24 protein-coding genes are annotated in these 25,664 nt (G+C 75.0%); 10 read left to right on the top strand and 14 right to left on the bottom strand.

Annotated features, from left to right (window positions below; all coding sequences use genetic code 11):
- Nucleotides 1–207 precede the first annotated feature (207 nt).
- Nucleotides 208–1,650 carry a M28 family peptidase gene (locus tag ACQP2P_RS32760; protein WP_433607425.1) on the top strand — a complete coding sequence of 481 codons (1,443 nt, stop codon included), beginning with the start codon at nt 208–210 and terminating at the stop codon, nt 1,648–1,650.
- Nucleotides 1,651–1,736: 86 nt separating this feature from the next.
- On the opposite strand, the gene ACQP2P_RS32755 is transcribed toward ACQP2P_RS32760, so the two are convergent.
- Nucleotides 1,737–2,462, bottom strand: a complete 726-nt coding sequence (locus ACQP2P_RS32755) for an SGNH/GDSL hydrolase family protein (RefSeq protein WP_433607423.1) — start codon at nt 2,460–2,462, stop codon at nt 1,737–1,739.
- Nucleotides 2,463–2,589: 127 nt separating this feature from the next.
- Between ACQP2P_RS32755 and ACQP2P_RS32750 the strand changes: the two genes are divergently transcribed.
- On the top strand, nt 2,590–3,597 hold the full coding sequence (locus tag ACQP2P_RS32750; RefSeq protein WP_433619356.1) for a S66 family peptidase: 1,008 nt from the start codon (nt 2,590–2,592) through the stop codon (nt 3,595–3,597).
- Nucleotides 3,598–3,652: 55 nt separating this feature from the next.
- The gene (locus ACQP2P_RS32745) at nt 3,653–4,921 is read left to right on the top strand and encodes a multidrug effflux MFS transporter (protein ID WP_433607421.1); all 1,269 of its coding nucleotides are present in this window, start codon (nt 3,653–3,655) and stop codon (nt 4,919–4,921) included.
- 179 nt (nt 4,922–5,100) lie between these two features.
- Here ACQP2P_RS32745 and ACQP2P_RS32740 read toward each other — a convergent pair whose 3' ends face one another.
- Both ACQP2P_RS32740 and ACQP2P_RS32735 read right to left on the bottom strand, forming a co-directional pair.
- A complete protein-coding gene (locus tag ACQP2P_RS32740) occupies nt 5,101–6,105 on the bottom strand; it encodes an NAD(P)-dependent alcohol dehydrogenase (protein WP_433607419.1) in 1,005 nt (334 codons plus the stop codon).
- Between the two features lie 222 nt (nt 6,106–6,327).
- The gene (locus ACQP2P_RS32735; protein ID WP_433607417.1) at nt 6,328–7,452 is read right to left on the bottom strand and encodes a sensor histidine kinase; all 1,125 of its coding nucleotides are present in this window, start codon (nt 7,450–7,452) and stop codon (nt 6,328–6,330) included.
- A gap of 172 nt (nt 7,453–7,624) precedes the next feature.
- On the opposite strand from ACQP2P_RS32735, the gene ACQP2P_RS32730 reads away from it, so the two are divergent.
- Nucleotides 7,625–10,780 carry an Hsp70 family protein gene (locus ACQP2P_RS32730; protein WP_433607415.1) on the top strand — a complete coding sequence of 1,052 codons (3,156 nt, stop codon included), beginning with the start codon at nt 7,625–7,627 and terminating at the stop codon, nt 10,778–10,780.
- 117 nt (nt 10,781–10,897) lie between these two features.
- Here the strand turns inward: ACQP2P_RS32730 and ACQP2P_RS32725 are convergent, their stop codons facing one another.
- Nucleotides 10,898–11,116, bottom strand: a complete 219-nt coding sequence (locus tag ACQP2P_RS32725; protein ID WP_433607413.1) for a hypothetical protein — start codon at nt 11,114–11,116, stop codon at nt 10,898–10,900.
- A 197-nt stretch (nt 11,117–11,313) separates the two neighbouring features.
- Here ACQP2P_RS32725 and ACQP2P_RS32720 point away from each other — a divergent pair, with 197 nt between their 5' ends.
- Nucleotides 11,314–13,332, top strand: a complete 2,019-nt coding sequence (locus ACQP2P_RS32720) for a hypothetical protein (protein WP_433607411.1) — start codon at nt 11,314–11,316, stop codon at nt 13,330–13,332.
- 113 nt (nt 13,333–13,445) lie between these two features.
- Here the strand turns inward: ACQP2P_RS32720 and ACQP2P_RS32715 are convergent, their stop codons facing one another.
- Nucleotides 13,446–13,835 carry an NUDIX hydrolase gene (locus ACQP2P_RS32715; RefSeq protein ID WP_433607409.1) on the bottom strand — a complete coding sequence of 130 codons (390 nt, stop codon included), beginning with the start codon at nt 13,833–13,835 and terminating at the stop codon, nt 13,446–13,448.
- 305 nt (nt 13,836–14,140) lie between these two features.
- On the opposite strand from ACQP2P_RS32715, the gene ACQP2P_RS32710 reads away from it, so the two are divergent.
- Nucleotides 14,141–16,051: a family 43 glycosylhydrolase gene (locus ACQP2P_RS32710; RefSeq protein WP_433607407.1), complete on the top strand. Its 1,911-nt coding sequence runs from the start codon at nt 14,141–14,143 to the stop codon at nt 16,049–16,051.
- On the opposite strand, the gene ACQP2P_RS32705 is transcribed toward ACQP2P_RS32710, so the two are convergent.
- The 3 genes from ACQP2P_RS32705 to ACQP2P_RS32695 all read right to left on the bottom strand — a co-directional run bounded on the left by ACQP2P_RS32705 (nt 16,048) and on the right by ACQP2P_RS32695 (nt 19,381).
- Nucleotides 16,048–17,682, bottom strand: a complete 1,635-nt coding sequence (locus tag ACQP2P_RS32705) for a sodium:solute symporter family protein (protein ID WP_433607405.1) — start codon at nt 17,680–17,682, stop codon at nt 16,048–16,050. The two genes, ACQP2P_RS32710 and ACQP2P_RS32705, sit on opposite strands and share 4 nt — an antisense overlap.
- Complete coding sequence (locus ACQP2P_RS32700; RefSeq protein WP_433607403.1) at nt 17,679–17,888, bottom strand: DUF3311 domain-containing protein; 210 nt, start codon at nt 17,886–17,888, stop codon at nt 17,679–17,681. Before ACQP2P_RS32700 ends, ACQP2P_RS32705 begins: the two co-directional genes overlap by 4 nt.
- An 80-nt stretch (nt 17,889–17,968) precedes the next feature.
- Nucleotides 17,969–19,381, bottom strand: coding sequence for a hypothetical protein (locus ACQP2P_RS32695; protein WP_433607401.1), 1,413 nt, complete (start codon nt 19,379–19,381; stop codon nt 17,969–17,971).
- 489 nt (nt 19,382–19,870) lie between these two features.
- On the opposite strand from ACQP2P_RS32695, the gene ACQP2P_RS32690 reads away from it, so the two are divergent.
- The gene (locus tag ACQP2P_RS32690; protein ID WP_433607399.1) at nt 19,871–20,023 is read left to right on the top strand and encodes a hypothetical protein; all 153 of its coding nucleotides are present in this window, start codon (nt 19,871–19,873) and stop codon (nt 20,021–20,023) included.
- A gap of 127 nt (nt 20,024–20,150) precedes the next feature.
- On the opposite strand, the gene ACQP2P_RS32685 is transcribed toward ACQP2P_RS32690, so the two are convergent.
- Nucleotides 20,151–20,462, bottom strand: a complete 312-nt coding sequence (locus tag ACQP2P_RS32685; RefSeq protein WP_433607397.1) for a ribosomal protein L7/L12 — start codon at nt 20,460–20,462, stop codon at nt 20,151–20,153.
- 71 nt (nt 20,463–20,533) lie between these two features.
- Between ACQP2P_RS32685 and ACQP2P_RS32680 the strand changes: the two genes are divergently transcribed.
- Together ACQP2P_RS32680 and ACQP2P_RS32675 are read left to right on the top strand one after the other, a co-directional pair.
- Nucleotides 20,534–20,878: an ArsR/SmtB family transcription factor gene (locus ACQP2P_RS32680; protein ID WP_433607395.1), complete on the top strand. Its 345-nt coding sequence runs from the start codon at nt 20,534–20,536 to the stop codon at nt 20,876–20,878.
- On the top strand, nt 20,875–21,519 hold the full coding sequence (locus ACQP2P_RS32675) for an SRPBCC family protein (protein ID WP_433607393.1): 645 nt from the start codon (nt 20,875–20,877) through the stop codon (nt 21,517–21,519). Before ACQP2P_RS32680 ends, ACQP2P_RS32675 begins: the two co-directional genes overlap by 4 nt.
- A gap of 7 nt (nt 21,520–21,526) precedes the next feature.
- Here ACQP2P_RS32675 and ACQP2P_RS32670 read toward each other — a convergent pair whose 3' ends face one another.
- The 3 genes from ACQP2P_RS32670 to ACQP2P_RS32660 are packed head-to-tail and all read right to left on the bottom strand — an operon-like array spanning nt 21,527 to nt 23,435.
- Nucleotides 21,527–21,997 carry an HAD domain-containing protein gene (locus ACQP2P_RS32670; protein ID WP_433619354.1) on the bottom strand — a complete coding sequence of 157 codons (471 nt, stop codon included), beginning with the start codon at nt 21,995–21,997 and terminating at the stop codon, nt 21,527–21,529.
- Nucleotides 21,998–22,041: 44 nt separating this feature from the next.
- Complete coding sequence (locus ACQP2P_RS32665) at nt 22,042–23,100, bottom strand: hypothetical protein (protein ID WP_433607391.1); 1,059 nt, start codon at nt 23,098–23,100, stop codon at nt 22,042–22,044.
- The gene (locus tag ACQP2P_RS32660; protein WP_433607389.1) at nt 23,097–23,435 is read right to left on the bottom strand and encodes a PadR family transcriptional regulator; all 339 of its coding nucleotides are present in this window, start codon (nt 23,433–23,435) and stop codon (nt 23,097–23,099) included. The genes ACQP2P_RS32665 and ACQP2P_RS32660 overlap by 4 nt, the downstream gene beginning before the upstream one ends.
- 37 nt (nt 23,436–23,472) lie before the next feature.
- Between ACQP2P_RS32660 and ACQP2P_RS32655 the strand changes: the two genes are divergently transcribed.
- On the top strand, nt 23,473–23,922 hold the full coding sequence (locus ACQP2P_RS32655) for a dihydrofolate reductase family protein (protein ID WP_433607387.1): 450 nt from the start codon (nt 23,473–23,475) through the stop codon (nt 23,920–23,922).
- A gap of 52 nt (nt 23,923–23,974) precedes the next feature.
- Here the strand turns inward: ACQP2P_RS32655 and ACQP2P_RS32650 are convergent, their stop codons facing one another.
- Together ACQP2P_RS32650 and ACQP2P_RS32645 are read right to left on the bottom strand one after the other, a co-directional pair.
- A complete protein-coding gene (locus ACQP2P_RS32650) occupies nt 23,975–24,970 on the bottom strand; it encodes a CU044_5270 family protein (RefSeq protein ID WP_433619352.1) in 996 nt (331 codons plus the stop codon).
- Nucleotides 24,970–25,515 carry an RNA polymerase sigma factor gene (locus ACQP2P_RS32645; protein ID WP_433607385.1) on the bottom strand — a complete coding sequence of 182 codons (546 nt, stop codon included), beginning with the start codon at nt 25,513–25,515 and terminating at the stop codon, nt 24,970–24,972. Before ACQP2P_RS32645 ends, ACQP2P_RS32650 begins: the two co-directional genes overlap by 1 nt.
- Between the last annotated feature and the right edge of the window lie 149 nt (nt 25,516–25,664).

The following is a 25,664-nucleotide window of genomic DNA, read 5'->3' as shown; positions in this document are numbered from 1 at the left end:
GCGGCCCGCGCTGAGCGGCGGCCCGCGCTGAGCGGCGGCCCGCGCCGAGTGTTGCATCGCGTCAGGTGGCGCCTCGCGCCGAGCGGCGGGACGCGCCGACGCGATCCCGCAGTGTCCGAGCGGTCGATGCGGGCCGTCGCGGTATGGCCTGGACGGTATGCAACCGGCTCTTGATCGAACATATTCAAATATGCGAATGTGCACGCCATGCTACCCAGACCCGCGGCGCTGACACTGATCGTGTCCGCCTCCCTCCTGCTGGCCGGTGCCGGCCTGGCCATCCCGGCCGCCGCCGCGCCCCCGGTGACCCTCACGCCCGCCCTCGCCGCGGCGCCCGACATCGCCGTCGCCAACGTGCAGGCCCACCTGACCCAGCTCAACACGATCGCGTCGAGCAACGGCGGCACGCGCCGCTCGGGCACCGCCGGCTACACCGCGTCGGTCGCCTACATCAAGGGCAAGCTGCAGGCCGTCGGCTACACGGTCGCCGAGCAGACGTGCACCAGCTGCACGTACCGTGCGAACAACCTCATCGCCGACTGGCCGGGCGGGCCGTCGGACCAGATCACCATGCTCGGCGCGCATCTCGACAGCGTGGCCGCCGGGCCGGGGATCAACGACAACGGCTCGGGCTCCGCGACGCTGCTGGAGAACGCGCTGGTCCTGGCGCAGCAGAACCCCACGATGAGCCGCCACGTCCGGTTCGCCTGGTGGGCGGGGGAGGAGCAGGGCCTGCAGGGCTCCGCGTTCTACGCCAACGCGCTGAGCACCACCCAGCGCAGCCAGATCAAGGCGTACTACAACTTCGACATGGTCGGCTCGCCCAACGGCGGCTACTTCATCAACCACATCACGTCGACGGCGGCCGCGCCGATGAAGGCATACTGGGACTCGCTGGGCCTGCAGCCGGAGGAGAACACCGAGGGCGCCGGGCGCTCCGACGACTACTCCTTCGAGCGCGTGGGCATCCCGACGTCGGGCTACGCCGCGGGCGCCAGCGCCAGGAAGACCTCCGCGCAGGCCTCGAAGTGGGGCGGCACCGCCAACAGCGCCTACGACTCCTGCTACCACCAGGCCTGCGACACGACGGCCAACATCAACGCCACCCTGCTCAACCGCGCCGCCGACGGGGTCGCGTCGACGATCTGGGCCACCTCGGTAGGCGGCACCACGACGCCGCCGCCGACCGGCTGCACCGGGTCACAGCTGCTGACCAACCCCGGCTTCGAGTCGGGCGCGACGGGCTGGACGGGCACGACGGGCGCGATCGGGCAGTGGTCCTCGCAGGGCCAGGCCGCGCACGGCGGGACCTACAGCGCGTGGCTGCTCGGGTACGGCTCCACGCACACCGAGAGCATCTCGCAGTCGGTGACCATCCCGGCCGGCTGCTCGGCGACGCTGACGTTCTGGGTGCACGTCGACTCCGCGGAGACCACGACCACGACGGCCTACGACAAGCTGACCGTCACCGCGGGCTCCACCACCCTGGCCACCCTGTCGAACCTGAACAAGGCGACCGGGTACACCCAGAAGTCCTACAGCCTGTCGGCCTTCGCGGGGCAGAGCGTCACGCTCACGTGGAGCGGCACCGAGGACTCCTCGCTGCAGACCTCGTTCGTCCTCGACGACGCCGCCGTCACGGTGAGCTGACCCCCGACCGGCGGGCGGGACCGGTCCCGGACCGGTCCCGCCCGCCTCCGGCTGAGATCGGTCGGCGTCCTCGTCGCTGCCTGACCTCAGAGCAGGCCGGCGAGCGCGTCGGCGACCGCCCGCATGCCGAGCGCGTTCGGGTGGAACGGCACCGGGCGCATCGACAGGCTGAAGCCGGTCACCCACGGCTGCGCCGAGCCGAGCGCGTGGCCGGCGCTGAGGCCGGACGCCCGCAGCAGTCCGGCGCCGGTGCGCTCGGCCGCCGTCGCGAACGCGCCCGCCAGGCGCTCCGCGATGCGCCGGAAGGCCGCGACCTGTTCGGGCTCGAACGGTGTCGCGGGCGTCCACCGGGTGTCGGGTCCGAGCAGCGCGAGGTAGTCCACGAACACGACCCGGCACCGGGGCGCCCGCTCGCGCGCGACCGTCGCGACGCGGGCCAGGCCGGCCGCGACCCGCTCGACGTCCGCGTCGGTGACCGCCGGCACGGCGTCGCGGGCCAGCCGGCGGCCGAGCGGCCGGGTGACCCGGTGCGCGCGGAGGCGGCCACGCACGGCCGTGCGCACCAGGCCGCCGACGTACCCGAGGTCGTTGCCGCCGGCCGTGATCGTCACCAGGTCCGCGTCGGGCGGCACCCGGTCCACGAGGAGCGAGCCGGTGGTGGCGCCGGAGACGGACAGGTCGGTCAGGCGGGCGTCCAGCCGGGCCGCGAGCAGCCGGGCATAGTTCCGGCCCGAACGACCCGTTTCGCGGTCCAGCACCGGTTCGATGCCCGGGCCGGCGGCGAACGAACTGCCCAGCGCCACGATGTGCATCCGGTCAGCCCCGCCGCCCGGCCCGCACCGCGGGGGGATTGACGAGCACCGTCATAGCACCGAGGCTAGCAGGGTGCACGCGGTGGTCCGGCCCCCGAAGGCCCGCCCGGGTGACCGCATCGCGGTGCTGTCGCCGTCGTTCGCCGCGCCCGGGCTCTTCCCGGCCGTGCACGAGCAGGCGATGCGCCGGCTCGCCGAGGTCACCGGGCTCGTGCCGGTGGAGTACCCGACCACGCGCCGGGTCGGCGCCTCACCGCGGGAGCGGGCGGCCGACGTCAACGCGGCGTTCGCGGACCCGTCGGTCCGCGCCATCATCGCGACGGTGGGCGGCGAGGACCAGATCACCGTCGTACCGCACCTCGACCCCGCCCTCGCCCGCGCCGACCCGAAGCCGTTCCTCGGCACCAGCGACAACACCAACCTGCACCACTGGCTGTGGGCCAACGGCATCGCGAGCTTCTACGGCGGCTCCACCCAGGTGCACCTCGGCCCCGGGCCGGCCGTCGACGACGTGCACGCCCGCTCGCTACGCGCGGCCCTGCTGACCGGCGGACGCCTGGAGATCACCGACCCGGGCTCGTCCGAGGACGTCGGCGTCGACTGGAGCGACCCGCGGGCGCTGACGTCGTACGGCGACCGCGTCCCCACCGAACCCTGGAGCTGGCACGGCCCGGCGCGGACGGTGACCGGCCGCACCTGGGGCGGCTGCCTGGAGGTGATCGAGTGGGTGCTCACCGCGGGCCGGTTCCCGTTCCCGCCCGCCGCCCTCGACGGCGGCGTCATGCTCCTGGAGACCTCCGAGGAGCTGCTCCCGGCCCGCAACGTGGCCTGGATCGTGCGCGCCCTCGGGGAGCGGGGCCTGCTCGCGGCGGTCTCGGCGGTCCTGCTGGCCCGCCCGCCGGTCTCGGACCTCACCCGCCGTCCGGCGCCGGCCGAACGGGACCGCCTGCGAGCCGCCCAGCGCGACGCGGTCCTGGCCGAGGTGGCCCGCTACAACCCGGAGGCGGTCTTCGTGTCCGGCATCCCGTTCGGCCACACGAGGCCGCAATGGATCCTCCCGCACGGCGGCGACGTCACGGTCGACGGCGCCGGGCGGCGCGTGTACGCCGACTTCGGTCAGGAGCGCGGCCCGTGAACGCAAGCGAACGTGACCGGGGTAACGAGCGGGAAGAAGGCGGAGTCCGTACGCCTTGTCACCAGTCGTGGCCGAGACCCTGACGACGACCCGATCCGACGACCGCACGACACCCGGCGAACTGCTGCCTGCCGGGCGCCGGTTCCGCCTGGTGCTGCTGCTCGGATTCCTGACCGCCCTCGGGCCGCTCACGATCGACATGTACCTCCCGTCGCTGCCGACGATCACCACCGACCTGCACGCGTCCGCCGCCGCGGTGCAGCTCACGCTCACCGGCACCCTCGCCGGGCTGGCGATCGGGCAGCTGATCGCCGGGCCGCTGTCCGACGCGCTCGGGCGGCGGCTGCCGCTGCTCGCCGGGATCGGCGTGCACGTGGTCGCGTCGGTGCTGTGCGTGTTCGCGCCCGACCTGGCCGTGCTCGGCACCCTCCGCGTGCTGCAGGGCCTCGGCGCCGCGGCCGCGTCCGTGGTCGCCATGGCCATCGTGCGCGACCTGTTCAACGGCCTCGCGGCGGCGCGGCTGCTGTCGCGGCTCATGCTCGTCGTCGGCGTCGCGCCGATCCTGGCCCCCACGGTCGGCGGCCTGGTCCTGAGGCTCACCCAGTGGCGGGGCGTGTTCGTGGTGCTGGCCGTCGCCGGTCTCGCGATCCTCGCCGCCACCGCGTTCGCGCTGCCCGAGACCCTCCCGCGCGAGCGGCGGCGCGGCGGCGGCATCGGCGGCACCCTGCGCGACTACGGGCGGCTGTTCGCCGACCGTGTGTACGTCGGGCTGGTCGTCCTCGCCGGCCTGTCGATGGCGGCGCTGATCGCGTACGTGGGCGGTTCGAGCTTCGTGTTCCAGGACCAGTACGGCATGAGCGAGCAGCAGTTCGCGTTCGTCTTCGCGGGCGGGGCGGTCGGCCTCATCGGCGCGACCCAGCTCAACGTGCGGCTGCTGCGCCGCTGGTCGCCCCAGCGCATCCTCGCCGCCGCGCTCGTCATCGGGGTCGCGTCCGGCGCCGCGCTGCTCGCGCTGGCCGCGACCGGCGCGGGCGGCCTGCTCGGTGTGCTCGTGCCGCTGTGGGCGGTGCTCGCGATGGTCGGCCTGGCCATGCCCAACGCGCCCGCCCTGGCCCTGTCCCGCCACGGCGAGGCGGCCGGCACCGCCGCCGCGCTGCTCGGCGCCGTCCAGTTCGGCGTCGGCGCGACGGCCGCCCCGCTGGTCGGGGTCCTGGGCGCGGACTCGCTGGCCATGGCGGTCGTGGTCTTCGGCGGCATGACCGCGGCGTTGCTGGTGCTGTGGCTGGTGGTGCGCCCGGACCTCCGAGGCGAGCGCATGCGCTAGCACCAGCCTCCGCCGGAGCGTTTCGGGTGGTCATGGCTCGGGCTCGTCGTGGTGCGGACCGTTGCTCCCGCCAGGCACCGCTCGGCGCTGCGCGCCGACGCTGTCAGGTCCGCCGTGGGCGCGCTCTTCTCCTGTCAGCCCGACGGCTCCCGCGGACTCCGGCGCCGTGGCCCCCGCGTTCAGACGGTGATGACGACCTTGGCGCGGGCGTGGTCGATCTCCAGGTAGCGCACGGCCTCCGCGGCGCGGGTCAGGGGAAAGGTGCGGTCGAGGACAGGGGTGATCCCGCCCGACTCCAGGTGCCCGCGCAGCGTGGCCAGGGCGGCCGGGCTCGGGGGCACGTTCGGCATCGGGTGCACGCGCTTGTCGCCGAAGCGGGCCGACAGCTGGGCCCGGATCACCAGGGCCATGGGGCCGAAGACGCGCGGGCGGCCGCCGGCCGAGGTGCCGCCGCCCGCGGTCACCAGGCGGCCGCCCGGGGTCAGGGGGCGTAGCAGGTCGCGCAGGGTGTGGTTGGCGACCAGGTCGAGGATGACGTCGTAGCGCCGGGCCGCGCGCGTGAAGTCCTCGCGCGTGTAGTCGATCGCCTCGTCGGCGCCCAGTTCCATGACGAGGCCCGCGTTGCGCGGGCTGCAGACGCCGGTGACGTGGGCGCCGAAGGCCTTGGCGAGCTGGACGGCGAAGGTGCCGACGCCGCCGGAGGCGCCGTTGACGAGCACCGTCTCGCCCGGGCGGACCCCGGCGACGTCCCGGAGGGCGACGAGGGCCGTGGTGCCCGCGAGCGGTACCGCCGCCGCCTGCTCGAACGTGAGACCGGCCGGCTTGCGCTCGAGGCAGCCGAGGGGGACCCGGGCCAGCTCGGCGAAGGCGCCGTCGTCCTCGCGCAGGTCGCCGTAGACCTCGTCGCCCGGCTCGAAGCGCGTCACGCCCGGGCCGACGGCCTCGACCACGCCCGCGAAGTCGCTGCCGCGCACCGCTCGCCGCGGGCCGCGCGGGCCGAAGTGGGACGGCATCAGGACGCGGGCCAGGTAGGGGTCGCCGCGCATGACGTGCCAGTCGCGGGCGTTGACCGCCGCGGCCCGCACGCGGACGAGGACCTCGCCCTCGCCGGGCACGGGCGCGTCGACGTCGATGAGCCGCAGCTCCTCCGCGGAGCCGTACCGTTGCTGCACAATCGCCTTCATGCCGTCGATGGTGGCCGTGGGAGCCGCGGCGTTCATCGGCACATGGGCCTCGGCTTCGCCGTACTTTCGGCGGAGCCCGGTACGAGCTCGCGACGCCGCACGGGCCCGGGCCTCGTCGCGAAGCCGGGCGTCCGCGTGGTGCCGGGTTGGGCCTCAGGCGCGGGGGAGTGTCCGCGTGGTCGGGGGAGCGTCCGCGTGGCCTGGGACGCAGCGGAGCGGGTCTCAGGCGCGGGGGAGGACCGCGGTCACCATCCAGCCGCGGGTCGGGGCCGGGCCGGCCGAGCACGTGCCGCCGACCAGGCCGGCCCGCTCCGCCATGCCCAGCAGGCCGAAGCCGGCCGGCGCGGGTGTGCGGGCCGCCGGGGCGTCGCCGTCGTCGGTGACCCGCAGGCGTACGGAGGCGTCGTCGGCCTCCACGTGCACCTCGATGCGCGTGGCGTTGCGGGCGTGGCGGCGGGCGTTGGTCACCGACTCCTGGGCGAGGCGGAACAGGGCCGTGCCGATCGGGGCCGGCAGGTCGTCGAGGTCGCCGGTGACCGCCACGTCGACGGCGGGGCCCGCGCGGTGGGCGCCGGCGAGGCCGTGCAGGTCGGCCAGGCCCGGCGTGGGGGCCAGGTCGGCGGGCTCGTCGGTGCGCAGGACCCGCACGATGCCGCGCATCTCGGCCAGGGCGCGGGTCGCCTCCGACTCGATGAGGCGCAGCGCGTCGGTGGCGGCGTCGGGGTTGAACGGGGCCGTGGCCAGGCCGGCCTGGGCGCGGATGACCATCGCCGAGACGTGATGGGCGACGGTGTCGTGCAGGTCGCGGGCGAGCCGCTCGCGCTCGAGGAGCTTCACCTGGTCCAGTTCGCGGTGCCGGGCGCGGGTGCGGTAGCGCACCGCGGCCCCCAGGGCCGTCACGGCGAACAGCATGCCGACGCCGCCAAGGGTGTCGTTCGGCCCCGAATGACCCGCGAGCAGCCCGACCGCCAGCTTCGCGAGGATGATCGCGGTGCCCAGGACCGTCTGGCGGCCCGAGCCCCAGCGGGTCAGGGCGTAGCCGAGCAGGAGCACGAACACGAAGGTGTTCAGCCCCAGGTCGAGCCCGGTGACGAAGGGCGCGGTCCCGCACGCGCCGAACGCGATCGCCACCGCGGCCAGGGGCCGGGTGCGGCGGATCAGCAGCGTCGGCAGCACCGCGAGGCCGACGGCGCCCGCGAACCAGCGGAAGGGCAACTCGGGCCGCAGCAGCACCTCGAGCACCATCGCGACCACGAACCCGGCGAACAGCACCCAGTCCCGCCACACCCGCACGGGGGCGTCGGCGGGGCCGGGTTCGTCCCAGAGGGAGCGCAGTCGAGCGGGCATCTCCCTCATGGTAGGGGCGGGGTCGGCGGGGCGGATCGGACCAAAGTACGACCTCGCGGGATGCCGGATTTGTCCGCTGTACCGCACGACCGTCCGATTGCCGGGCAACGTACGCATCCGTCCTCGCCGTTCTGTGGCCTTTGACCCGCTTTGGTCGTATTAACTGGTACGCGTGGGGGGCTACCACCTGGGGATCGACTTCGGCACCGCACGCACCACCGCGGTGCTGGCCAGGCCGGACGGACGGCGCGAGCTGCTGCTGCTCGAGCCGTCCGCGGTGTGCCTGGACAACGCGCCCCACTTCGTGGCCGGCAGCGCCGCCTGGACGGCCGGCGAGGCGAACCCGGACCGCTTCGAGCCGTTCCCGCGCCGCAGCATCGACAAGGGATCCGTCGTGCTCGGCGGCGTCGAGTGCCCGGTCCGCAGCCTCTTCGCGGCCGTGCTCACGCACATCGCGGCCGTCGCGCGCAAGGTCGTCGGCGGGCCGGTCGCGAGCGTGGCGATCACGCACCCGGCGCACTGGCACCGGCCCCAGACGCAGGTGCTGGAGAAGGCGGCGGCGCTGGTCGGCCTGCGGCCGCTGCGGCTGGTGCCGGAGCCGGCCGCGGCGGCGCTGCACGCCGACGAGGCCGGGTTGCTGGCGTTGCCGGACGGTACCGCCGCCGTGGTCCTGGATCTCGGTGCCGGCTCCGCCGATGCCGCCGTCGTCCAGCGCACCGGCCGGACCGTGTCCGTGCTCTCCTCGGCCACCATCCCGGAGGCGGGCGGTCTGGCCCTCGACGCCGCGATCCTCACGCACCTCGGCTCGACCTTCGCCCGGCGCAAGGTGTGGCGCTGGCAGCCCGACCGGGCACTGCTGGAGGGCGCGCGCGAGGGCCGCGAGGAGCTGAGCGCGGTCAAGGCGGCCACGATCCCGGTGCCGTGGTCCGCCTCCGGCACGGCCCTCACCCGCACCGAGTTCGAGAACCTGGCCCGGCCCGCGTTCGAGCGCGCCGTGCACGCCGCGGCGTCGCTGGTCGCGGGCGCCGGGGTGGCGGAGCTGGCCGGCGTGCTGCTCACCGGCGGCCTGGCGCACACCCCGCTCGTGACCGAGATGCTGGTCGAGACGCTGGGGGTGCTGCCGGTACTCCTCGACGGCCCCGTCCTCGCCGAGGGCGCCCTGCTCGCCGAGCCCTCGCCCGTCCCGCGCCGCCCGCGCCCGGCCCCGCCCGCCGCGGCCCCGGCCTCGACGCCCCCGGCCCCCGCCGGCGGCCCTCGTGTGGACCCGAACGAGATCTGGGCCGCGCTGCAGCGCCAGCCCGGCGACCGCCGTGCCCCGCGTCCCGCCGCGCCGCCGGCAAGCCCGGGCGGCCCGGCCAGTGTGGGCGGCCCGACCGGCGTGGGCGGCCCGGTGTGGGCGGCCTCGGCCCAGGCGGGCGCGCAGGCCGCATCCGACTGGGCAGCCGCCGCGCCCGCCGGTCCCCCCGAGGACCCTTGGGCGGCCCTGAAGCGGGAGAGCGCCGCGGGCGCGCCCCCGTCGGCGCCCTGGCGCACCGGCGCGGCCTCGGCTCCCCGCAAGACGGGCCGCGTGCTCTACGACGCCCGTGCCGCCGCGGCCCCCGCGCCCGCCCCGGTGGCGCCGCCGCCGGTCCAGCCCGCTCCGGCGGTCGCCGCCGCCCCGCCCGAGCCGGTCGCGGCCAAGCCGAAGCAGCTGGAGCCCTGGGAGATCCGGGCCGAGCTGTGGGCGCTGGAGCAGGACAAGCCCTGGCGGTTCGAGCGGGAGCTCAAGGCCATCCGGGCCGAGTGCCGGGCGGCGGAGATCGAGGCCCGCACGGTGCGGGCCGACCTCGTCTCCATCGCCAACGAGGTCATGCAGCTGCGCAGCGAGATGGACCTGGCCGACACGGACCTGCACGCGGCGGGGATCGGGCTGCGGGCGGCCGGTGCGGAGCTGGACGTCTTCGAGGCCGAGCTCGACCTGATGGTGACGAAGTTCCGGACCCTGCGCGAGTCGGAGGAGGCCGCCGCCCCGCCCGCGAAGCCGGCACCCGAGCCGGTGCCGCAGGATCCCGAACCAGAGCCAGAACCCGAACCAGAGCCGGAACCCGAGCCAGAACCCGAACCAGAGCCGGAACCTGAGCCAGAGCCGGAACCTGAGCCCGAGCCGGAACCTGAGCCCGAGCCGGAACCTGAGCCCGAGCCGGAACCTGAGCCAGAGCCGGAACCTGAGCCCGAGCCGGAACCTGAGCCCGAGCCCGAGCCCGAGCCGGAACCTGAGCCAGAGCCCGAGCCCGAGCCCGAGCCCGAGCCGGAACCTGAGCCTGAACCCGAGGAAGAGGAACAGGGACAGGAAGAGGCGTCCGAGTTCGTGCCGTGGGCGTCCGTCTCCGGCAGCGAGGCGGTCGAGGAGCCCGGCCTCCTGGCCACGCTGCGGGCCATCAGCGACCCCCAGGAACAGCGGCCCGCGGAGTACGACATCGACGCGCTGCTCGCCCAGCTCCGGTCGAACCCCGCCGCCCCGGACGAGGACGCCGAGGACGGGAACACCGAGGGCGAGGACGCCGAGGACGGGAACACCGAGGACGGGAACACCGAGGACGGGAACACCGAGGGCGAGGACGCCGAGGACGAGGACGAGGACCAGGGCGCCGAGCAGCCCGATGAGGCCCGCCCGGTGGCCGGGCGGGTGGACGGCCCCGCCGCGGCCGGCACGATCACGAAGGTCGAGGCCGAGGCGGACGTCGAGGACTTCGGGGCGCTCGTCCGGGTGGTCCGCCGCTACATGCAGTCGACCCGCCGCGGCTCGCTCGCCGACCCCATGGACGCCGGCGCCGACCGGGGCCCCGACGCCGAGCCGCCGCTGTCCGACGTCGCCGTCTCGCCCGCGCCGCGCTTCCCCGCGCCGAAGCTCACCCTCGCCGACCGTTCGCGCCAGGAGGCCCGCACCCGAGCGTTCCACTGGCGCTGGGCCAAGGCACAGCCCGGCGCCAAGGCACAGTCCGGCGCGACACGCAAGGAGGAGGGGCAGACCCGGCCGCGGCAGCATCGGCGGAGGCGGTTGAGCCCGCCGGTCAGCGCCGCGCTCACGCTGTTCGTGGCGCTGGTGGCGCTCGGCTCCGGTACCGTCGTCGCCCTGAACATGACCGGCTCCCTGCCGGAGCGGCGGTTCCAGGTGGGGCAGTGCGTGGCCCAGACCGCCGACCGCGCGACCGTCGTCGACTGCGACGCCCGCGGCGCCTTCGAGATCACCAAGCAGATCCCGAAGGCCGAGCGCTGCCCGGACGTGAACCAGCCCTTCGTCATCAAGGACGACGCGCAGTTCTGCCTGGTGCCGGTCGGCCGCCGATAAGGCCTGTCGCCGACCTGGGGCGCGGCTGCGGCGGGCCCGGATCCCGCCCGCGCGCACCCCGCGAAGGCCGGGTTGCGACACCGGTGGCGGGGCCTGCGAGCCGGGCGTTCGCGGGCGCTAGGGGACGGTGCGCTCGATCGCGGCCGGCCCCAGCTCGTCGAGCTCCGCCTGGGCCCGGCGCACGTTGCCGGGCGTCGGGTCGCGCCCTTCGGCCACCGCCAGGTCCGCGGCCGTCCACTCCTGGTCCGCCCCGGTGCGGGCGACGTGCTCCCCGGACCCGTCGACCGTGCGCGCCGCGGCCGGAATTCCCGAGATGATCGGTGTGTTGTCGTCCATCCTCACGCAGTACCCGCCCGAGCCGGTGCTAAGCCCTGGGGCACGCCGGGCGCCAATGGCGACGTTGGCGCTGATCCCGGGCGGCCGGGCGCATCTCACCCGTTCGGCGGTGCACCTGGACACGTCCTGGAGCCGTCGCCGGGAGTACCATCGCAGCGCACCGCATCGATGACGTTCGGTAACCGAGGGTGAGGGTGATGACCGACCGCGAGCCGGAGGAGCCGTCGCCGTGGGCCCGGCCGGCCGAGCCGTCGCCGTTCGCCGCGCCCTCGCCGTGGTCCTCCCCGCCCCGGTGGTCCGAGCCGCAAGAGGCGCCAACCGGGCAAGCCCCGGATGCCCCGGATGCCCCGGACCTCCAGGACGTCCCGGAGGTCCCGGCGGCCCCGGACGCCCCGCAAGCCCCGGTGCCGGCGAGGCGGCCGCGGGGCGCGCTCATCGCCGCCGGGGTGGTGCTCGCCGTCGCGGTCGCGGCGGTCGCCGGGCTCGTCGTGCTGCGGCCGCCGGCGAACAGGTCCGCGACCGACGCGGTCGCGGGCGCGGTGGCGGCCATCGCGGCATCGGGCGGTACGACGGCCGCATTGACCTTCGGCGATCGCAACGGCACGCTCGTCGACGCCGAGTTCACCGTCACCGCGGCCGGGCTCGGCGCCGGCATCGTCACCGACCCGGGCGGCGGCCGCGCCGAGGTGCGCACCAACGGCACCCGGACCGTCGTGCGCGCCGACGCGGACTGGTGGTCGCGCCGCGCCCCGGGGCAGGCGTCCGCGCTCGCCGACAAGTGGATCCTGCCCCGGGACGGGCTGATCCTGCCGATCGACATCACCCGCGCGCTGACGCCGAAGGGGATCGCCGAGTCGGTGCGCTTCGCCGCGTCCGGGCACCCGAAGGCGGCCGGCACCGTGCCGTGGCGGGGCCGTGACGCCGACCTGATCGACAACACCGACTGGCTGCTGCTGCTCACGCGGGCCGAGCCGCGCTCGGTCGTCTGGTTCGGCGGCCACCTGACCGGCTTCGGCCCCCTGCAGCCGGCCGCGCTGCATCGCGGCGGCGGGCCGGGGCCGCACTTCGTGCCCGCCTACCAGCCGAACAACGTCCCGCCGTACGTCGGCGTCACACTGTCCACTCCGGACGGTGCCGTGCTCGCCGAGGTCGCCGAGCAGGTCGGGCAGGTGCTCCCGCCGCCGGAGCGGGCCGCGGCCGCCGGTGCGCCCGAGCCGCCGCTCACGCAGGCGACGGTGGCGCTCACCGCGCCGCGGTTCGTGACCCAGCCCGACGACGAGGGCTGCGGCGGCGGGCAGTGCGCGTGGACGGTGAAGGTGACGAACACCGGCACCGCCCCCTGCGACGCGACCCTCATCGCGACCGTGAACCCCGGCATGGAGCCGCGCGGCACGCACCTGGGGGTGCTGGCACCGGGCGAGTCCCGCACGACGCCGCCGATGACGTTCCGGGAGCAGGCCTCCCGGGCCCTTTACAACGCGCAGGTGTACTGCCCCGCGCTCGACGGTCTCGACCCCGCCCCCCGGCAGCGGGTCGCCGCGCTGCAGCTCGACCCGTCGCAGTCGCCGAGGGTCAAGGAGCTCGACCCCGCCCTGCAGACGGTGCTGCTCGGCGCCGCCGACGCGATGGTCCGCGGCCGCCCGAGCCTGACGGCGGCGGACCGGCAGCGGGTGCTCGCCGCGCTCGACCTCGTCATCGCCGGGCAGCTGATCCCCGAGGTGCGGATGATCACCGGGTCGGGCCGCGTCGAGAACCCGGACGCGCTGCCCGAGATCCTGCGCAACGCGTCCGGCGCCGCCCCGGCCGAGCGGCAGCTGCCGTTCCGCCGGGAGCTGGAGCTGGCCGCGAACCTGCTCCGCAACGACCCGGCGGCGCGCCTGCGGCTGGACGACCGGACCCCCTCGCTCACGGACACGGCGACCGGGAAGGTGTACCGGCTCGCGGCCGTCACCGGGGACCGTCTGCTGCCGGACCGGCCGGCGCCCGCCGACAAGCTGGTCCTGATGGTGTACCTCGAGCCGACCCGCCCCGAGCACGACCTCGACCGCCCCGGGTTCGCGAGCCTGCTGCGCCGGCCGCGCGACCGAGCCGCGGCGGCGGACACGCTCTGCCCCGGCGGCCGGCCCGCGGTGGCCGAGCTGGTGCTGGTCAACCGGCACGGCGAGGAGCGCTGGAGCGCCGCCCAGCTGCGCGAGCTGGTCGACGGCTGCGCCTGAGCGCCGGGCCGGCCGCCGGTCGGGACGGACGGCCCGGGGCGCATCGGCCCGGCGCCATCGAGTGCCCGGCCTCGGTGTGCGAGCTCAACGGCTGAGCCGCTCGAGCCCCGCGGTCACCCGACCGCGGGCAGCAGGTGCTCGCGCAGGAGCGGGGCGAGTTCGACGCCGGCGGGGCGGGCCGGGTCGAGCCAGTAGAGCTCCTCGATCTCCGCCAGCGCCTCGACCGGCCCGGACAGCGGGGCGGTGTAGACGTCCGCGTCGACGGTGAAGCCGGCCTCGTTGGCCGCCGGGGCCTCGAAGCGGCCGATGTGGCCGAGCGCGGACGGGTCCACGTGCAGGCCCAGCTCCTCGGCCAGCTCGCGCACCAGGGCGTCCGCGGCGGCCTCGCCCGGCTCCAGCTTGCCGCCCGGCTGCATGAAGACGCTCGTGCCGCGCTTGCGCACGAGCAGCCAGCGGCCCTCGGGATCGCGGAGCACGGCGGCGACGATGCGGAGCACTGGCACGCGACGAGACTAACCGCCCGGGCCGCGGCCAGGCCGGGCGGCTCACCGGGAACACGTCGGCCGCGACCGCGGGCGGGGATGCGCAGCCGATGCCGTCCGGGTCCGAACAGCTCGGCGACGGCAGCCCTGGTGGCGGCCGGTGACGCCTCGCCCATGCGGAGGCATCGCGGGTGCCCGCGCGCCGTGGGTCAAGTCTTGACAGAACGGCGGCTCCGATTCCATCGATGACGCTTGACTCGTCCGTTGAGTTGTGTGCATCTTTGACGGAACCTGAGCGTTTCCTTCCAGCATCGGAGCCGCCACCGATGAACCGACGCCTGCTCGCCGGCCTCGCCGCCGCCGGGCTCCTCGCAGTGCTCGCGCCCGCGGCCCCCGCCGCGGCCGCGATCACCGACTCCACCACCGCCGAGGCCGGGAACCCCTTCGCCGACGGCTGGTACGCCGACCCCGACATCGCCGTGTACGACAACACGTACTGGGTCTTCCCGACCACGTCGAAAAGCTACGCGGAGCAGACGTACCTCGACGCCTTCTCCAGCACCGACCTCGTCACGTGGACGAAGCACAGCAACGTGCTCACCACCGCGAACGTCTCGTGGGCGTCCTACGCGATGTGGGCCCCGGCCCCGATCGCGCGCAACGGCAGGTACTACCTCTACTTCGCCGCCAACGACATCCAGACCAACGCGGCCCTGGGCGGCATCGGCGTCGCCGTGGCCGACAACCCGGCCGGCCCCTACCGCGACGCCCTGGGCAAGCCGCTCATCGGGCAGTACTACAACGGCGCCCAGCCCATCGACCAGGACGTCTTCATCGACGACGACGGGCAGGCCTACATCTACTACGGCGGCCACGGCCACGCCAACGTCGCCCGGCTGGGCGCCGACATGACGAGCATCGGCACCTTCCCCGACGGCAGCACCTACAAGGAGATCACGCCGTCCGGGTACACCGAGGGCCCGCAGATGTTCAAGCGCAACGGCAAGTACTACCTGATGTGGTCCGAGGGCGGCTGGACCGGCCCGGACTACTCGGTGTCCTACGCCATGTCGAGCTCGCCGACCGGCCCGTTCACGAAGCTGGACAAGGTCCTCGCGCAGGACCCGGCGGTCGCGAAGGGCTCCGGGCACAACTCGGTCGTCAACGTGCCGGGCACCGACACCTGGTACATCTTCTACCACCGCCGCCCGCTGAGCGAGACCGACGGCAACCACCGCCAGCTCGCCTACGACCGGATGACCTTCAACGCCGACGGCACCATCCAGCGCGTCGTCATGCGGGTGAAGGACAACTTCGCCGACGGCAACGCGTACGGCTGGAAGACCTACGGCGGCAGCTTCGCCGCGGTCAACGGCCGCTACGAGGCCGGCAGCTCGCTGGGCGGCAAGGCGTTGCTGGACACCAGCTTCGGCGACTTCACCTACGACGCCGACGTCACCGTCACGTCCGGCTCCGGCGACGCGGGCCTGGTGTTCCGGGCCACCGGCGCGGCGAACGGCACCGACGCGTACCACGGCTACTACGCCGGGATCAGCCCCGCCGGCCGGGTGGTGCTGGGCCGGGCGGCCAACAGCTGGACCCAGCTCGCCACGGCGAACCTCGCCGTGGCCGCCGGCACGACCTATCACCTGCGGGTGACCGCGATCGGATCGTCGATCACGGTGTACGTCGACGACATGGCCGATCCGAGGATCTCCGTCACCGACGCGACCTACGCCTCCGGCGCCGACGGCGTGCGGGTCTTCAACGCCGCGGCCGCCTTCGACAACGTGGCCGTCGGCGCGCCGACCGGCCCCGGGACGAACCTGGCCCAGGGCCGCCCCGCGACCGGCTCGACGCCGTGCGCGGCGTCGGAGGGCCCGGAGAAGGCGGTCAACGGCAGCGTCTCCGGCGGCAACTCGGACAAGTTCTGCTCGTCGGTCGCGGGCCCCTGGCTGCAGGTCGACCTCGGCGCGACGAAGAGCATCACCCGCTTCGAGGTCGCGCACGCCCAGGCCGGCGGGGAGGCGGCGGCGTACAACACGAAGGCGTTCACCGTCGCGGTCTCGGGCGACGGCACGACGTGGACCCAGGCCGTGAACGTCACGAACAACACGGCCGCGACCACCACGCACCCGGTCAGCGGGGTCTCCGGGCGGTACGTGCGCCTGACCGCCGGCACCCCGACCCAGGGTGCCGGCGGCGCGGCGCGCATCTACGAGCTGCGCGTGTTCTAGCGCGGCCGGCGGTGCACGGCGTGGACGCCGGCGGGGCTCGTGGGCAGGCCGTCGAGGAGGTTCTCGAGGCGCTTGACCATCGGGTCGTCGGCGTCCGCGTCGTAGTCGTCGGGGCGGGTGCGGTCGCGGCCGGGGCGCACCCGGGCGGCGCGCAGCAGCAGGGTGCCGGCCACGGCGACGGCGAGGTTCAGGAGCAGGGCGACGATCCCGACGTACACCGGCCAGCCGCCGATCGTGGTGATCGAGCCGCCGAAGTGCGCCTTGACGATCGTGCCGCCGGGGCCGGGCTGCGGGATGCGGTACAGCATGACCACGCCGGCCCCGAGCCCCACCGCGAGCCCCGCGATCAGCGCCAGGCGGTGGAACCAGTTGGTCAGCAGGCCGATGAAGCCGGCCGGGATCGTCTGCAGGATGATGACCCCGCCGATGAGCTGCAGGTCGACGGAGAACGCCGGGTCGAGCAGCAGGATGCAGCTGACCGCGCCGATCTTCACCACGAGCGACGTCCAGCGGCTGACCCGCGCCTCCTCCGCCGGGGCGGCGGCCGGGCGCAGGTAGGCGCGGTAGATCGAGCGGGTGAACGCGTTCGCGGCGGCGATGGACATGACCGCGGCCGGGATGAGCGCGGCGATGCCGAACGCGGCCAGCGCGATGCCCGAGGACCACGGCGGGAAGAGGCCGTGGAACAGCTGCGGCATCACGGTGTTCAGGTCGCGGCCGACCGGCAGCACGCCCTGCGAGAGCGCGAAGAAGCCGAGCATCGCCATGAGCCCGAGCACCAGGCAGTAGATCGGCAGGGCGGCGGTGTTGCGCTGCACCGTCGAGCGGTCCTTGGCGGCGAGCATGGTGGTGAGCGCGTGCGGGTACACGAAGATCGACAGCGCGGAGCCGATGACCATGGTGAGGTACGCGCTCTGCCCGGCCGACCCGCCCAGCAGCAGCCCGTCCGACGGGTTCGGGGTCGCGGCGAAGTGCGCGCCGGCCCGCTTGAACGACTCGCCCCAGCCGCCGTTCATGGCCACGATGAGCAGCGCGGCGACGACGACCCAGCCCAGCAGCACGTCCTTGGCGATCGACAGCAGCGCGGGCGCGCGCAGGCCCGAGCGGAACGTGCACAGCGCCACGACGGTGACCGCGGCCAGCAGCGGCCACTCGCCAGCCAGCCCGACCGTCTGCAGCACCGCCTGCAACGCGCTGAGCTGCACCGCGATGTAGGGCATGGTGGCCGCGATCCCGGTCAGCGCGACGGCCGCGCCGAGCCCGCGGGAGCCGAACCGCGCCGCGGTGAACTCCCCGGGGGTCACGAACCCGTGCCGGTGCGCCACCGACCAGGCCCGCGTGGTGAAGATGAACGACAGCGGGGTGGTGATCGTCGCAAACGGGATGGCGAAGAAGCCCATCGCGCCGACGCCGTAGGTGAGGGCGGGGACGGCGACGAACGTGTACGCGCTGTACATGCTCCCGCCGAGCAGGAACCACGTCGTCCAGTTGCCGAACGCGCGCCCGCCGACGCCCCACTCCTCGAGGTTGTGGATGTCGCGCGGGCGCCGCCAGCGGGCCGCGACGATGCCGAGCAGCAGCATCGCGCCCATGAGCCCGGCGAAGACGACGGACTCGACCCCGCCGTTCATCGGTCGAACTCCCGGCGGCGGTTGCGCAGGTGCACGGTGGCGAGGATCAGCATGGCCAGCAGGACGCAGGCCATCTGGTACCAGTAGAAGAACGGCACGCCCCACAGCATCGGGGTGGCCCGGTCGTAGAGGGGTGTGAGCAGCGGCGCGACCGTCGGTATGGCCAGTAACCAGTAGCCGGAACGGCGGCGGGCGGGCGGGGCCATCGAGCCTCCTTGCAAGGACGGATCCCGGGGTGTGGCGCGATGGTACTGGCAAGTAACTTCGCGCGACACCCCCGTCCGTCTCACCGGCGCAACGCCCGCCCCGCCCCCGCGATCACCGTCGTCGCCAGGACCCACCCCGCGGCCATGATCGCCACCGCGACCGCCTTGTCCGGGCCGGTCGGGTTCCAGGCGTGCTCGTGCCCGAGATCCACCAGCGGCACCAGCAGGTCGAGGGTGTAGAGCAGCGGATCCCAGGTCGGCCCCTCGCCCGGCTTGACCGGCGCCAGGGGGCCGCTGTGCGCGAACCACGCCGCGCCGCCGCCGAGCACCGCCAGCAGCCACAGCAGGGCGCGCGCCGGACGGTAGCCGAAGCCGATGGTCGCGTCCTGCACCGCGCCCCACACCGCCCCGAGGCGCCCCATCGCCCGGTGCCGCAGCCGCTCCCGTTCCCGCAGCACCTGCCGCGCCTCCTGCTCCCGGCCGTCGCGGCGCAGGGCCGCCGCCAGCTGGTCGTAGGGGCCGGGCGCGAACGACGGGTCGTAGCGGGCCATCCAGGCCAGCCGCTCGCGCGCGGTCCAGGCCGTCGCGTCGTTCGAGCGGCGGCTGATCCGCTCGTACGTCAGCCCGGCGAGCTCGATCGCGCACGCCTGCGGCCAGCCGGCCGGGTCGTCGACGAGCCGGCCCACGTGCGCGTCGCGCAGCACGACGGTCCCGGCCGACGACGGGGCCGGGCGCAGCGTCAGCATCGCCGTCTGGGCCTCGATGAGCAGCAGCGCGTCTCCGTCCGGCGCCCGCAGCTGCGTGCGCTGCAACGTGATCGCCGCGGCCGCGCGCAGCCCGATCAGCATCACGGTGCCCTCGGCGACCAGCTCGTGGGCCCACAGGCCGCCGCCGATGACCGCCCCGCTCGCCGCGATCGCCGTGCCGCCCGGCTTCGGCGCGTGCGCGGTGCACTGGGCGAGGTTGAGGTCGCCCGCGATGCGCGCGCCGTCGAGGCGGACGCCGCACGCGTACGACGACCCGTGCCCGAGCCGCGCGTCGCCCTCGACCACGGCCCGCTGCAGGTTGACCGCGCCGCCGAAGGACGTGCCGGACAGGTCCAGCGCCCCGTCGACGCGCACGTGGTGCAGCCAGGCCTCGCCCGCCACGCGCGCGCCGCGCATCCCGAACCAGCGCCGGACCCGCAGCGACTCGGCGTCGAGCGACGGCAGCGTCGCGCCGTCGAGGTTCACCGACCCCAGCTCGGCGTGATCGAGCGCGATCGGCTGCTCGAACGTGCAGCCGCGCAGCCGCAGCGGCGCGTCGACGCGCGCCCCGGTCAGATCCAGCCGCCCGGTGACGCGCGCACCGGACAGGTCGACCCGGGCCGTGCGCCCGGCGCGGGCCGGCGGCCCGTCGAGCAGCAGCCCGGCGATGAGCGCGGCCGGCACCGCGGCACCGCGGGCGTCGAAGGGCAGCCCGGCGCGGAAGGCGGCGCGAACGAGACGGCCCACGCTCACGAGGCAGCCGGACCGCTCTGGTCGGCGATGCGGCCGCCCGGGCCGCGGCGACAGCATCGACGCATGCCCAAGACAATACTGACGATCGCCGCGTGCAACGTCGTCGTCGGGCTCGGCCTCGGGTTCGGCGGCGGGTTCGGGATGCTCGCCGCCGTCGTGCGTTCGCCTGCCCACGCCCCGCGACCGCCGACTTCGCGCGGCGGGTGCGTCAGGTGCCCGGGGTGCCCACAGTGGATGTCGTACCGGTGCCGGCCGGCGTCAGCGTCGTGCGTGCGACCCCGGTGCGCCAGCCGTGGACCGGCCCGTTCACCCGCTCGGTGCCGCTGCTGGGCCGGGCGAACCGGTGGCCGTCACGGACGCCGGGCTCGTCCCTCCACAGTGGACCGCGAGCCCGGCGGTAGCATTGCCCGGGTGATCGACCTGGACCACAATGCGCCCCGAAGGCCGGTGCCACGGCGCCGGTCTTTCCCGCGGCTGGCAATCGTGGCCGCGGCCCCGGCGCGCTCGGCGGCGCCCGCGGCCCCGGCGCGCTCGGCGGCGCCCGCGGCCCCGGCGCGCTCGGCGGCGCTCGCCCGCACCGTGGCGCACCTCTGTGCGGTCGACCCCTACCACGTCTTCGGCACCTGCCGATCCTGACCGACGGCGGGGGCGTGCAAGTCGTCGGCATCGCCCAGGGTCGCGACATGGAGGTGGTCGGCGTACGTCATCATGGCCGGGCGGGGAGCCGAAGACCCGGCCTGAGTGCCGGTCTGCGCGCCGGGGTCTATATCAGGCCGTAGCGGCGGGCGATCGCCTCGACGTCGTCCTTGGCCTCCTTCAGGCCGACGCCGGTCGCCTCCCGGTACGCCTTGATCGCCTGGATCTTGCGGCCCTGCTGCAGCTCCTGCAGCACCATCGGGTGCGCGTCCGGCACCGGCTCCTGGATGCCCAGGTTCTCCATGATCAGGTCCAGCTTGCGCTCGATCGCGGCCAGGCGCCGCGCCGCGGACGGGTCGGGGCCGCCTCGGCGCAGGGTCAGGCCGAGCAGCAGGACCACGAAGAAGGCCACCGGCACGATCCACACCATCCCGTCCATCCCGCTATTCAACCCCACCGCCGCTATTTCAGGCTTGACTTATATAAGCGGCCGGTGACACTCTGGGGGCCGTGCACGCGTTCGACGTCCTGGGCGACCCGGTCCGCCGGCGGATTCTGGAGCTGCTCGCCGCCGGTGAACAGCCCGCCGGGGCGGTCAGCGAGACCGTCCGGGCGGAGTTCGGCATCTCCCAGCCCGCCGTCTCCCAGCACCTCAAGGTGCTGCGCGAGTCGGGCTTCGCCACCGTGCGCGCGGACGGCACCCGCCGCCTGTACGCCGTGGACGCCGCCCCGCTGCAGGAGGTCGACGCCTGGCTGGAGCAGTTCCGCGGCTTCTGGAGCCAGCGCCTCGACGCCCTGGCCACAGAGCTGGCCCGCGGCAAACGACAACGCGACCGAGACGAGGAGCATCCGTGATCGACCTTGTGCACCAGATCAACGCCACCCACCGCGAGCTCGGCACCGCCGGGTTGTCCGGCGGCGGCGCCGGGCGTTCGCTGCTGCTGCGCCGCACCTACGACGCGGCCGTCGAGGACGTCTGGGACGCCTGCACCGACCCGGCGCGCCTGGCCCGCTGGCTCGCGCCGGTGGAGGGCGACCTGCGCCTCGGCGGCAAGTACCAGCTGCAGGGCAACGCCGGAGGCGAGATCCTGCGCTGCGAGGCGCCGAGCCTGCTGCGCGTCACGTGGGCGATGGGCGAGGGCATGGCGACCGAGGTGGAGCTGCGCCTGAGCCCGGCGGACGGCGAGCGGACGCTGCTCGAGCTCGAGCACGCTTCGCCGGGCGAGATCGTCGACGAGCTGGTGCGCCAGTACGGGCCGGGCATGACCATCGGCATCGGCGAGGGCTGGGACCTGGCGCTCGTCGGGCTCCACCTGCACCTCGCCGGCGCCGAGTACGACCCGGCGGCGTGGGCGGACCGCCCCGAGCTGCGGGCGTTCGCGGCGCGCAGCTGCGAGGCGTGGGGCGCGGCGGTCCAGTCCGCGTGGGGGACGAGCGACGACGACCTGGCCGCGGCGGTGGCGTTCGCGAAGGGCACCCTCGCGCCGCAGGGCTAGCCTCGGGCTAGCCTACCCAGTCGCGGATCGCGTCGAAGTCCGCCGGCGTCAGCCCCGACCGGCCGTCGACGCGGTGCAGCAGGGCCGGGCCCGCGTGATGCCGGGCGACCCAGCGCCGGTCGGCGGCGGTGATCTCGTCGTCGACCCAGACGAACGGGCGCCCGGCCGCCCAGGCGAGCAGGTCGTCCGTCTTCCAGTGCCGGTCGTCGCCGGGGGCCGCCGACGACTCCGACCACGCGACGACGGGCAGCGGCGGCAGGCCGAGCAGCGGCGCGACGACCTCGTTGGCGTCCTGCGCCCAGGTGGTCGCCCAGACGAGCTCGCCGCCGAGCGCGAGCAGCCGCGGCCCGTCGCCGGGGTCGACCCGTTCGAGCAGCGGGTTGCCGTAGCGCTCGGCCGCCGCCCCGGCGGCCGGGTGCGGGGCGCCGGTGCGCCGGGCCAGGGGGACGAGCGGCCCGTCGACGTCGAGGAACACCAGGGGCCGGGCGCGCCCGGCCCCTGGGTGCTGCGTGCCGCCGGGGATCAAGGCCGCCGCCGTTCGGCGGCGGCGCCGAGCGCGGCGAGGCGCATGGTCTCGTCGCGGCGGCGCGCCCACCGGGCGCCGGTGAGGAACACGAGCGGCGGCACCAGGACGAGCGCGGCCCACTGCCCGGCAACGAGCGGGATGTTGTGTCCCATGTGGACGGTCGACACCGCCCAGCCGTTGAAGGTGAAGTTCACGAGCGCCGCCATGGCCAGGACCGGCGCGGCGGCCACGAGCAGGCGGCGCCGGATCGGCCCGGGCAGCCGCACCGCCGCGACGAACCCGGCGAGCAGGGCGACCGCGATCGCGAGCAGCATGAGGTCCAGCTCGGCGGCGGTGGGCGCCTCGAGGCCGGTGTAGTCGGTCACGTACGTCTCGGGGCGGAACAGGTCCTCGAGGTAGAACGCGCTGAAGCCGGCGTCCTCGGCGACGAGCATCCCGGAGCCGAGGACCCCGACCGCGCCGACGACGAGCGGCGCGGCCACGAGCACGGCGAAGCGGCGCGACCCGGCCGCGGCCCACGGGCGGCGCGGGCCGGCGGCCGTGAGCGCCACGGCGGCGACGAGCGCGAGGACGGACCACCACAGGCCGTACACCACCGGCACCGGATCGGACGTGAACTGCCGCACGGGCGGCGCCACCTCGGCGAGCAGCGCGACCCAGCCGAGCACGGCCGCGCCGCGGCGCAGTCCGGCGAACGCGGCCACGGCCACGAGCGCCCAGGCGGCCGTCTGCAGCAGCGGCGCGGAGCCGGGGTGCGGCCCGCGCAGCACGGAGGTGAGCCGGAAGGTGAGCAGCATGACCACGGCGAGGGGGCCGATCAGCGCGCACGCGTCGGCCCAGCCCCCGCCGAGCAGCCCGCCGCCGGGGCGCCGCGACAGCCGCAGCCGCAGGCCGTGCCGCACGATGTCGAAGGCGTCGCCGGGCCGCGGCCAGCGCTGCCCGTCCCCGGCGTCGGCGAGCATCGTGGTGAGCATGTCCTCGCCGTGCGCCCGGCGGAAGGCGGCCGGGTACACCCGCAGCAGCCGCTCGTAGCGGCCCTCGAGCGGCGTCGTCATGCCGCACCTCCGCCGGCGAGCAGGCCGCTGGTGCGCAGCCGGCGCCCCGCGGTGTCGGCCGCGGCGCGGCGCCGGTCGGCCTCGGCGGCGAGCTGCCGTGCCCCGGGCGCCGTGAGCCGGTAGTTGCGCCGCAGCCGCGACTGCACGACCTCCTCGCTGTCGATCTCGATGAGGCCGCCGTCGACCAGCTCGGCGAGGACCGCGTAGAGGGTGCCGGGGCGCAGCCGCACCGCCCCGCCGGACTGCTGCTCGACGTCTTTCATGATCCCGTAGCCGTGCGTGGGCTCGGCCGCGAGGGCCGAGAGGATGAGGAACGCCGACTCCTTGAGAGGCATGCCTCGAGCATATAACGAAATCCGTTATATGCCTAGGTTGGCCGAAGCTCCGGCGGCCTGTCGAACCGGGGCTGCCCGGCTCCGACCGACCGACGGCTTCATCGACGGGCCGCAGGGCGAGTTCGACCGGCCCTCGATGGGCCCGCAGCTCTCGGCGGACTCGGAGGGGCTCGGCGAACGCGTCGGCATCCTGCTGTACGGCCGGCCGGTCGGGGACATGATGGTCGGCCTGCCGGGCGAGATCGCGGCGCTCAAGGCCGAGGACGGCGGCGACATCCTGCTGACCGGCGGGGCGGCGCTGGCCGCGGCGCTGACCGAGGCCGGGCTCGTCGACGAGTACCACATCGCGGTGCACCCCGTGGTGCTCGGCGGCGGGCGCCCGCTCTTCGGCCGTCCACCCCGGCGGCTCGACCTGCGCACCGAGGAGTCCCGCACGCTCGACCGCGGGGTGGTGGTGACCCGCTACCGGCTCGTCGGCGGGCGCTGAACGGAGCACGGTCAGGGAGTTCGCCAACTCCCTGACCGTGCGTCGAACCGGGTCAGCGCGTGTCGCCCACCTTGTCCACGATGAGGGCCTGGGTGTAGATCACCTGGCGGAAGAGCGCCCCCGCCGGCGTGAAGTCGTCGTCGCCGTGCTCGTCGGTGTTGTGATGGTCGGCGATGGCGACCTCGCGCTCGCCGATCAGCCGGTACGTGTCCGGGTCGAACAGCAGCTCCTGCGCGAGGTACCCCTCCTTGACCCGCCCGAGCCCGATCGCTCGCCGCCCGTCGAGGTTCACCGCGTCCGGGTTGAGCCGCACCCCCTCGCCCTTCGCGAGCGCGCCGTAGAAGGCGGCCTCGACCCGCGGCGGGAGCACGTACTGCCCGATCAGCCGGTCCAGGTCGATGCCGAAGTTCTTCGGCGCCCGGTCCCAGGCGATCACCTTGTCGGGCGTGTCCAGCCGCTTGAGCTGGTCGTAGTCGAGCTGCCCCCAGGTGACCTGGCCGCCCTGCTCGTAGACCTTGAGCCGGCCGTCCTCCACGGTGCCCATCACCTTCGCGTCGACGCGCTTCCACTCCTGCACCGTGATGGTGCGGGTGTGGCCGGGCACGATCGGGTCGTTCGGGTGCTGCTGCTCGTAGGCGCGCTCGTTGCGCAGCTCGCGGCTCTCGTTGTACATGAACTGGTCCGGGCGCGGGTCGGTCCACGGCTTGCGCGTCGCGGCCCAGGCCGCGTTCGTGAGCACCTCGGCGGCGCTCGCGGGCCGGGGGAAGGGCAGGCCCGTGGTGCTGGAGCCGGTGCCGCTGTCGTCCACGGTGCCGATGTTCTCCACCGCCACGACGCCGATCACCGCCGCGGCCGCGGCCGCCGCCGTGAGCGCCACGCGCAGCGGCCACCGGCGCCACGCGCGGGACGCGGCCGGGGCGGCCACGGCGGCCGGCTCCGGCGCGCGCTCCATGTGCCGCAGCAGGGCCGCGCGGGCCCGGTCGCGCGTGTGCGGGTCGGTCTGCGGGTCGGGCCCGAACGCCTCCCGCAGCGCGGTCATCTCATCCATCACGACGGCTCCTCCGCATCGGTTTCCAGGGCCTTGCGCATCTCCTGCCGGGCCCGGTGCAGCCGGGAGCGCGCGGTGCCGGGCGGGATGCCCAGGGCCACGGCCGCCTCCTGCTGGGTGAGCCCGGCCCACGCGACGAGCAGCAGCACGTCGCGGTCGGCCAGGGACAGCCGGTTGAGGGCGGCGGCGAGCCGGTGCCGCACCCCGCCCGCGTCGACCCGGCCCGGCACCAGCTCGGCCTCGTCCGGCCCCGCGTCCGGCTCGGCGCTGCGGGCAAGGGCCTTGTAGCGGCGCGCCTCCGCCCGCGAGTGGCGCATGATCAGGTTGGATGCGATGCCGTACAGCCACGGGCGCACCTCGCCGCGCGCCGGATCGAACCCGGCCCGCCGGTCGTAGGCGACCAGGAACGTCTCCGATGCCACGTCCTCGGCGAGATCGGGGCCGAGCCGGCGCGCGGCGTAGGCGTAGATGTGCTCGTAGTGGCGGTCGAAGACCTCCGCGAACCGGTCCTGGATCAGATCGGCGTCGGTCTCCGGCGGTGCCAAGTCCGTCTCCCTCACACCACAGGTTCGCCGGAGCCGGCGAAAGTGTTCACGCGGGAGCGCCGGCCTTTCCCCCGCCCGATCGTCGCGACCCGCGCTTCGCGGTGGTGGCACGTTTCCGGGATTCGACGGCCGCGGGGACTCCGTAGCGT

The sequence above is a fragment of the Dactylosporangium sp. CA-139114 genome, from assembly GCF_050955725.1.
In the GTDB taxonomy this organism is placed as follows: domain Bacteria; phylum Actinomycetota; class Actinomycetes; order Mycobacteriales; family Micromonosporaceae; genus Dactylosporangium.
This window is presented reverse-complemented; position numbering and strand designations above follow the sequence as displayed.

Excerpts from the sequence above, each read along its gene's own strand:
- ACQP2P_RS32760 (WP_433607425.1), top strand. The coding sequence starts at position 208 with ATGCTACCCAGACCCGCGGCGCTGACACTGATCGTGTCCGCCTCCCTC.
- ACQP2P_RS32705 (WP_433607405.1), bottom strand. The coding sequence starts at position 17,682 with ATGAACGGCGGGGTCGAGTCCGTCGTCTTCGCCGGGCTCATGGGCGCG.
- ACQP2P_RS32700 (WP_433607403.1), bottom strand. The coding sequence starts at position 17,888 with ATGGCCCCGCCCGCCCGCCGCCGTTCCGGCTACTGGTTACTGGCCATA.
- ACQP2P_RS32650 (WP_433619352.1), bottom strand. The coding sequence starts at position 24,970 with ATGGATGAGATGACCGCGCTGCGGGAGGCGTTCGGGCCCGACCCGCAG.
- ACQP2P_RS32665 (WP_433607391.1), bottom strand. The coding sequence starts at position 23,100 with ATGACGACGCCGCTCGAGGGCCGCTACGAGCGGCTGCTGCGGGTGTAC.
- ACQP2P_RS32720 (WP_433607411.1), top strand. The coding sequence starts at position 11,314 with ATGACCGACCGCGAGCCGGAGGAGCCGTCGCCGTGGGCCCGGCCGGCC.
- ACQP2P_RS32725 (WP_433607413.1), bottom strand. The coding sequence starts at position 11,116 with ATGGACGACAACACACCGATCATCTCGGGAATTCCGGCCGCGGCGCGC.
- ACQP2P_RS32660 (WP_433607389.1), bottom strand. The coding sequence starts at position 23,435 with ATGCCTCTCAAGGAGTCGGCGTTCCTCATCCTCTCGGCCCTCGCGGCC.
- ACQP2P_RS32755 (WP_433607423.1), bottom strand. The coding sequence starts at position 2,462 with ATGCACATCGTGGCGCTGGGCAGTTCGTTCGCCGCCGGCCCGGGCATC.
- ACQP2P_RS32685 (WP_433607397.1), bottom strand. The coding sequence starts at position 20,462 with ATGGACGGGATGGTGTGGATCGTGCCGGTGGCCTTCTTCGTGGTCCTG.
- ACQP2P_RS32740 (WP_433607419.1), bottom strand. The coding sequence starts at position 6,105 with ATGAAGGCGATTGTGCAGCAACGGTACGGCTCCGCGGAGGAGCTGCGG.
- ACQP2P_RS32710 (WP_433607407.1), top strand. The coding sequence starts at position 14,141 with ATGAACCGACGCCTGCTCGCCGGCCTCGCCGCCGCCGGGCTCCTCGCA.
- ACQP2P_RS32735 (WP_433607417.1), bottom strand. The coding sequence starts at position 7,452 with ATGCCCGCTCGACTGCGCTCCCTCTGGGACGAACCCGGCCCCGCCGAC.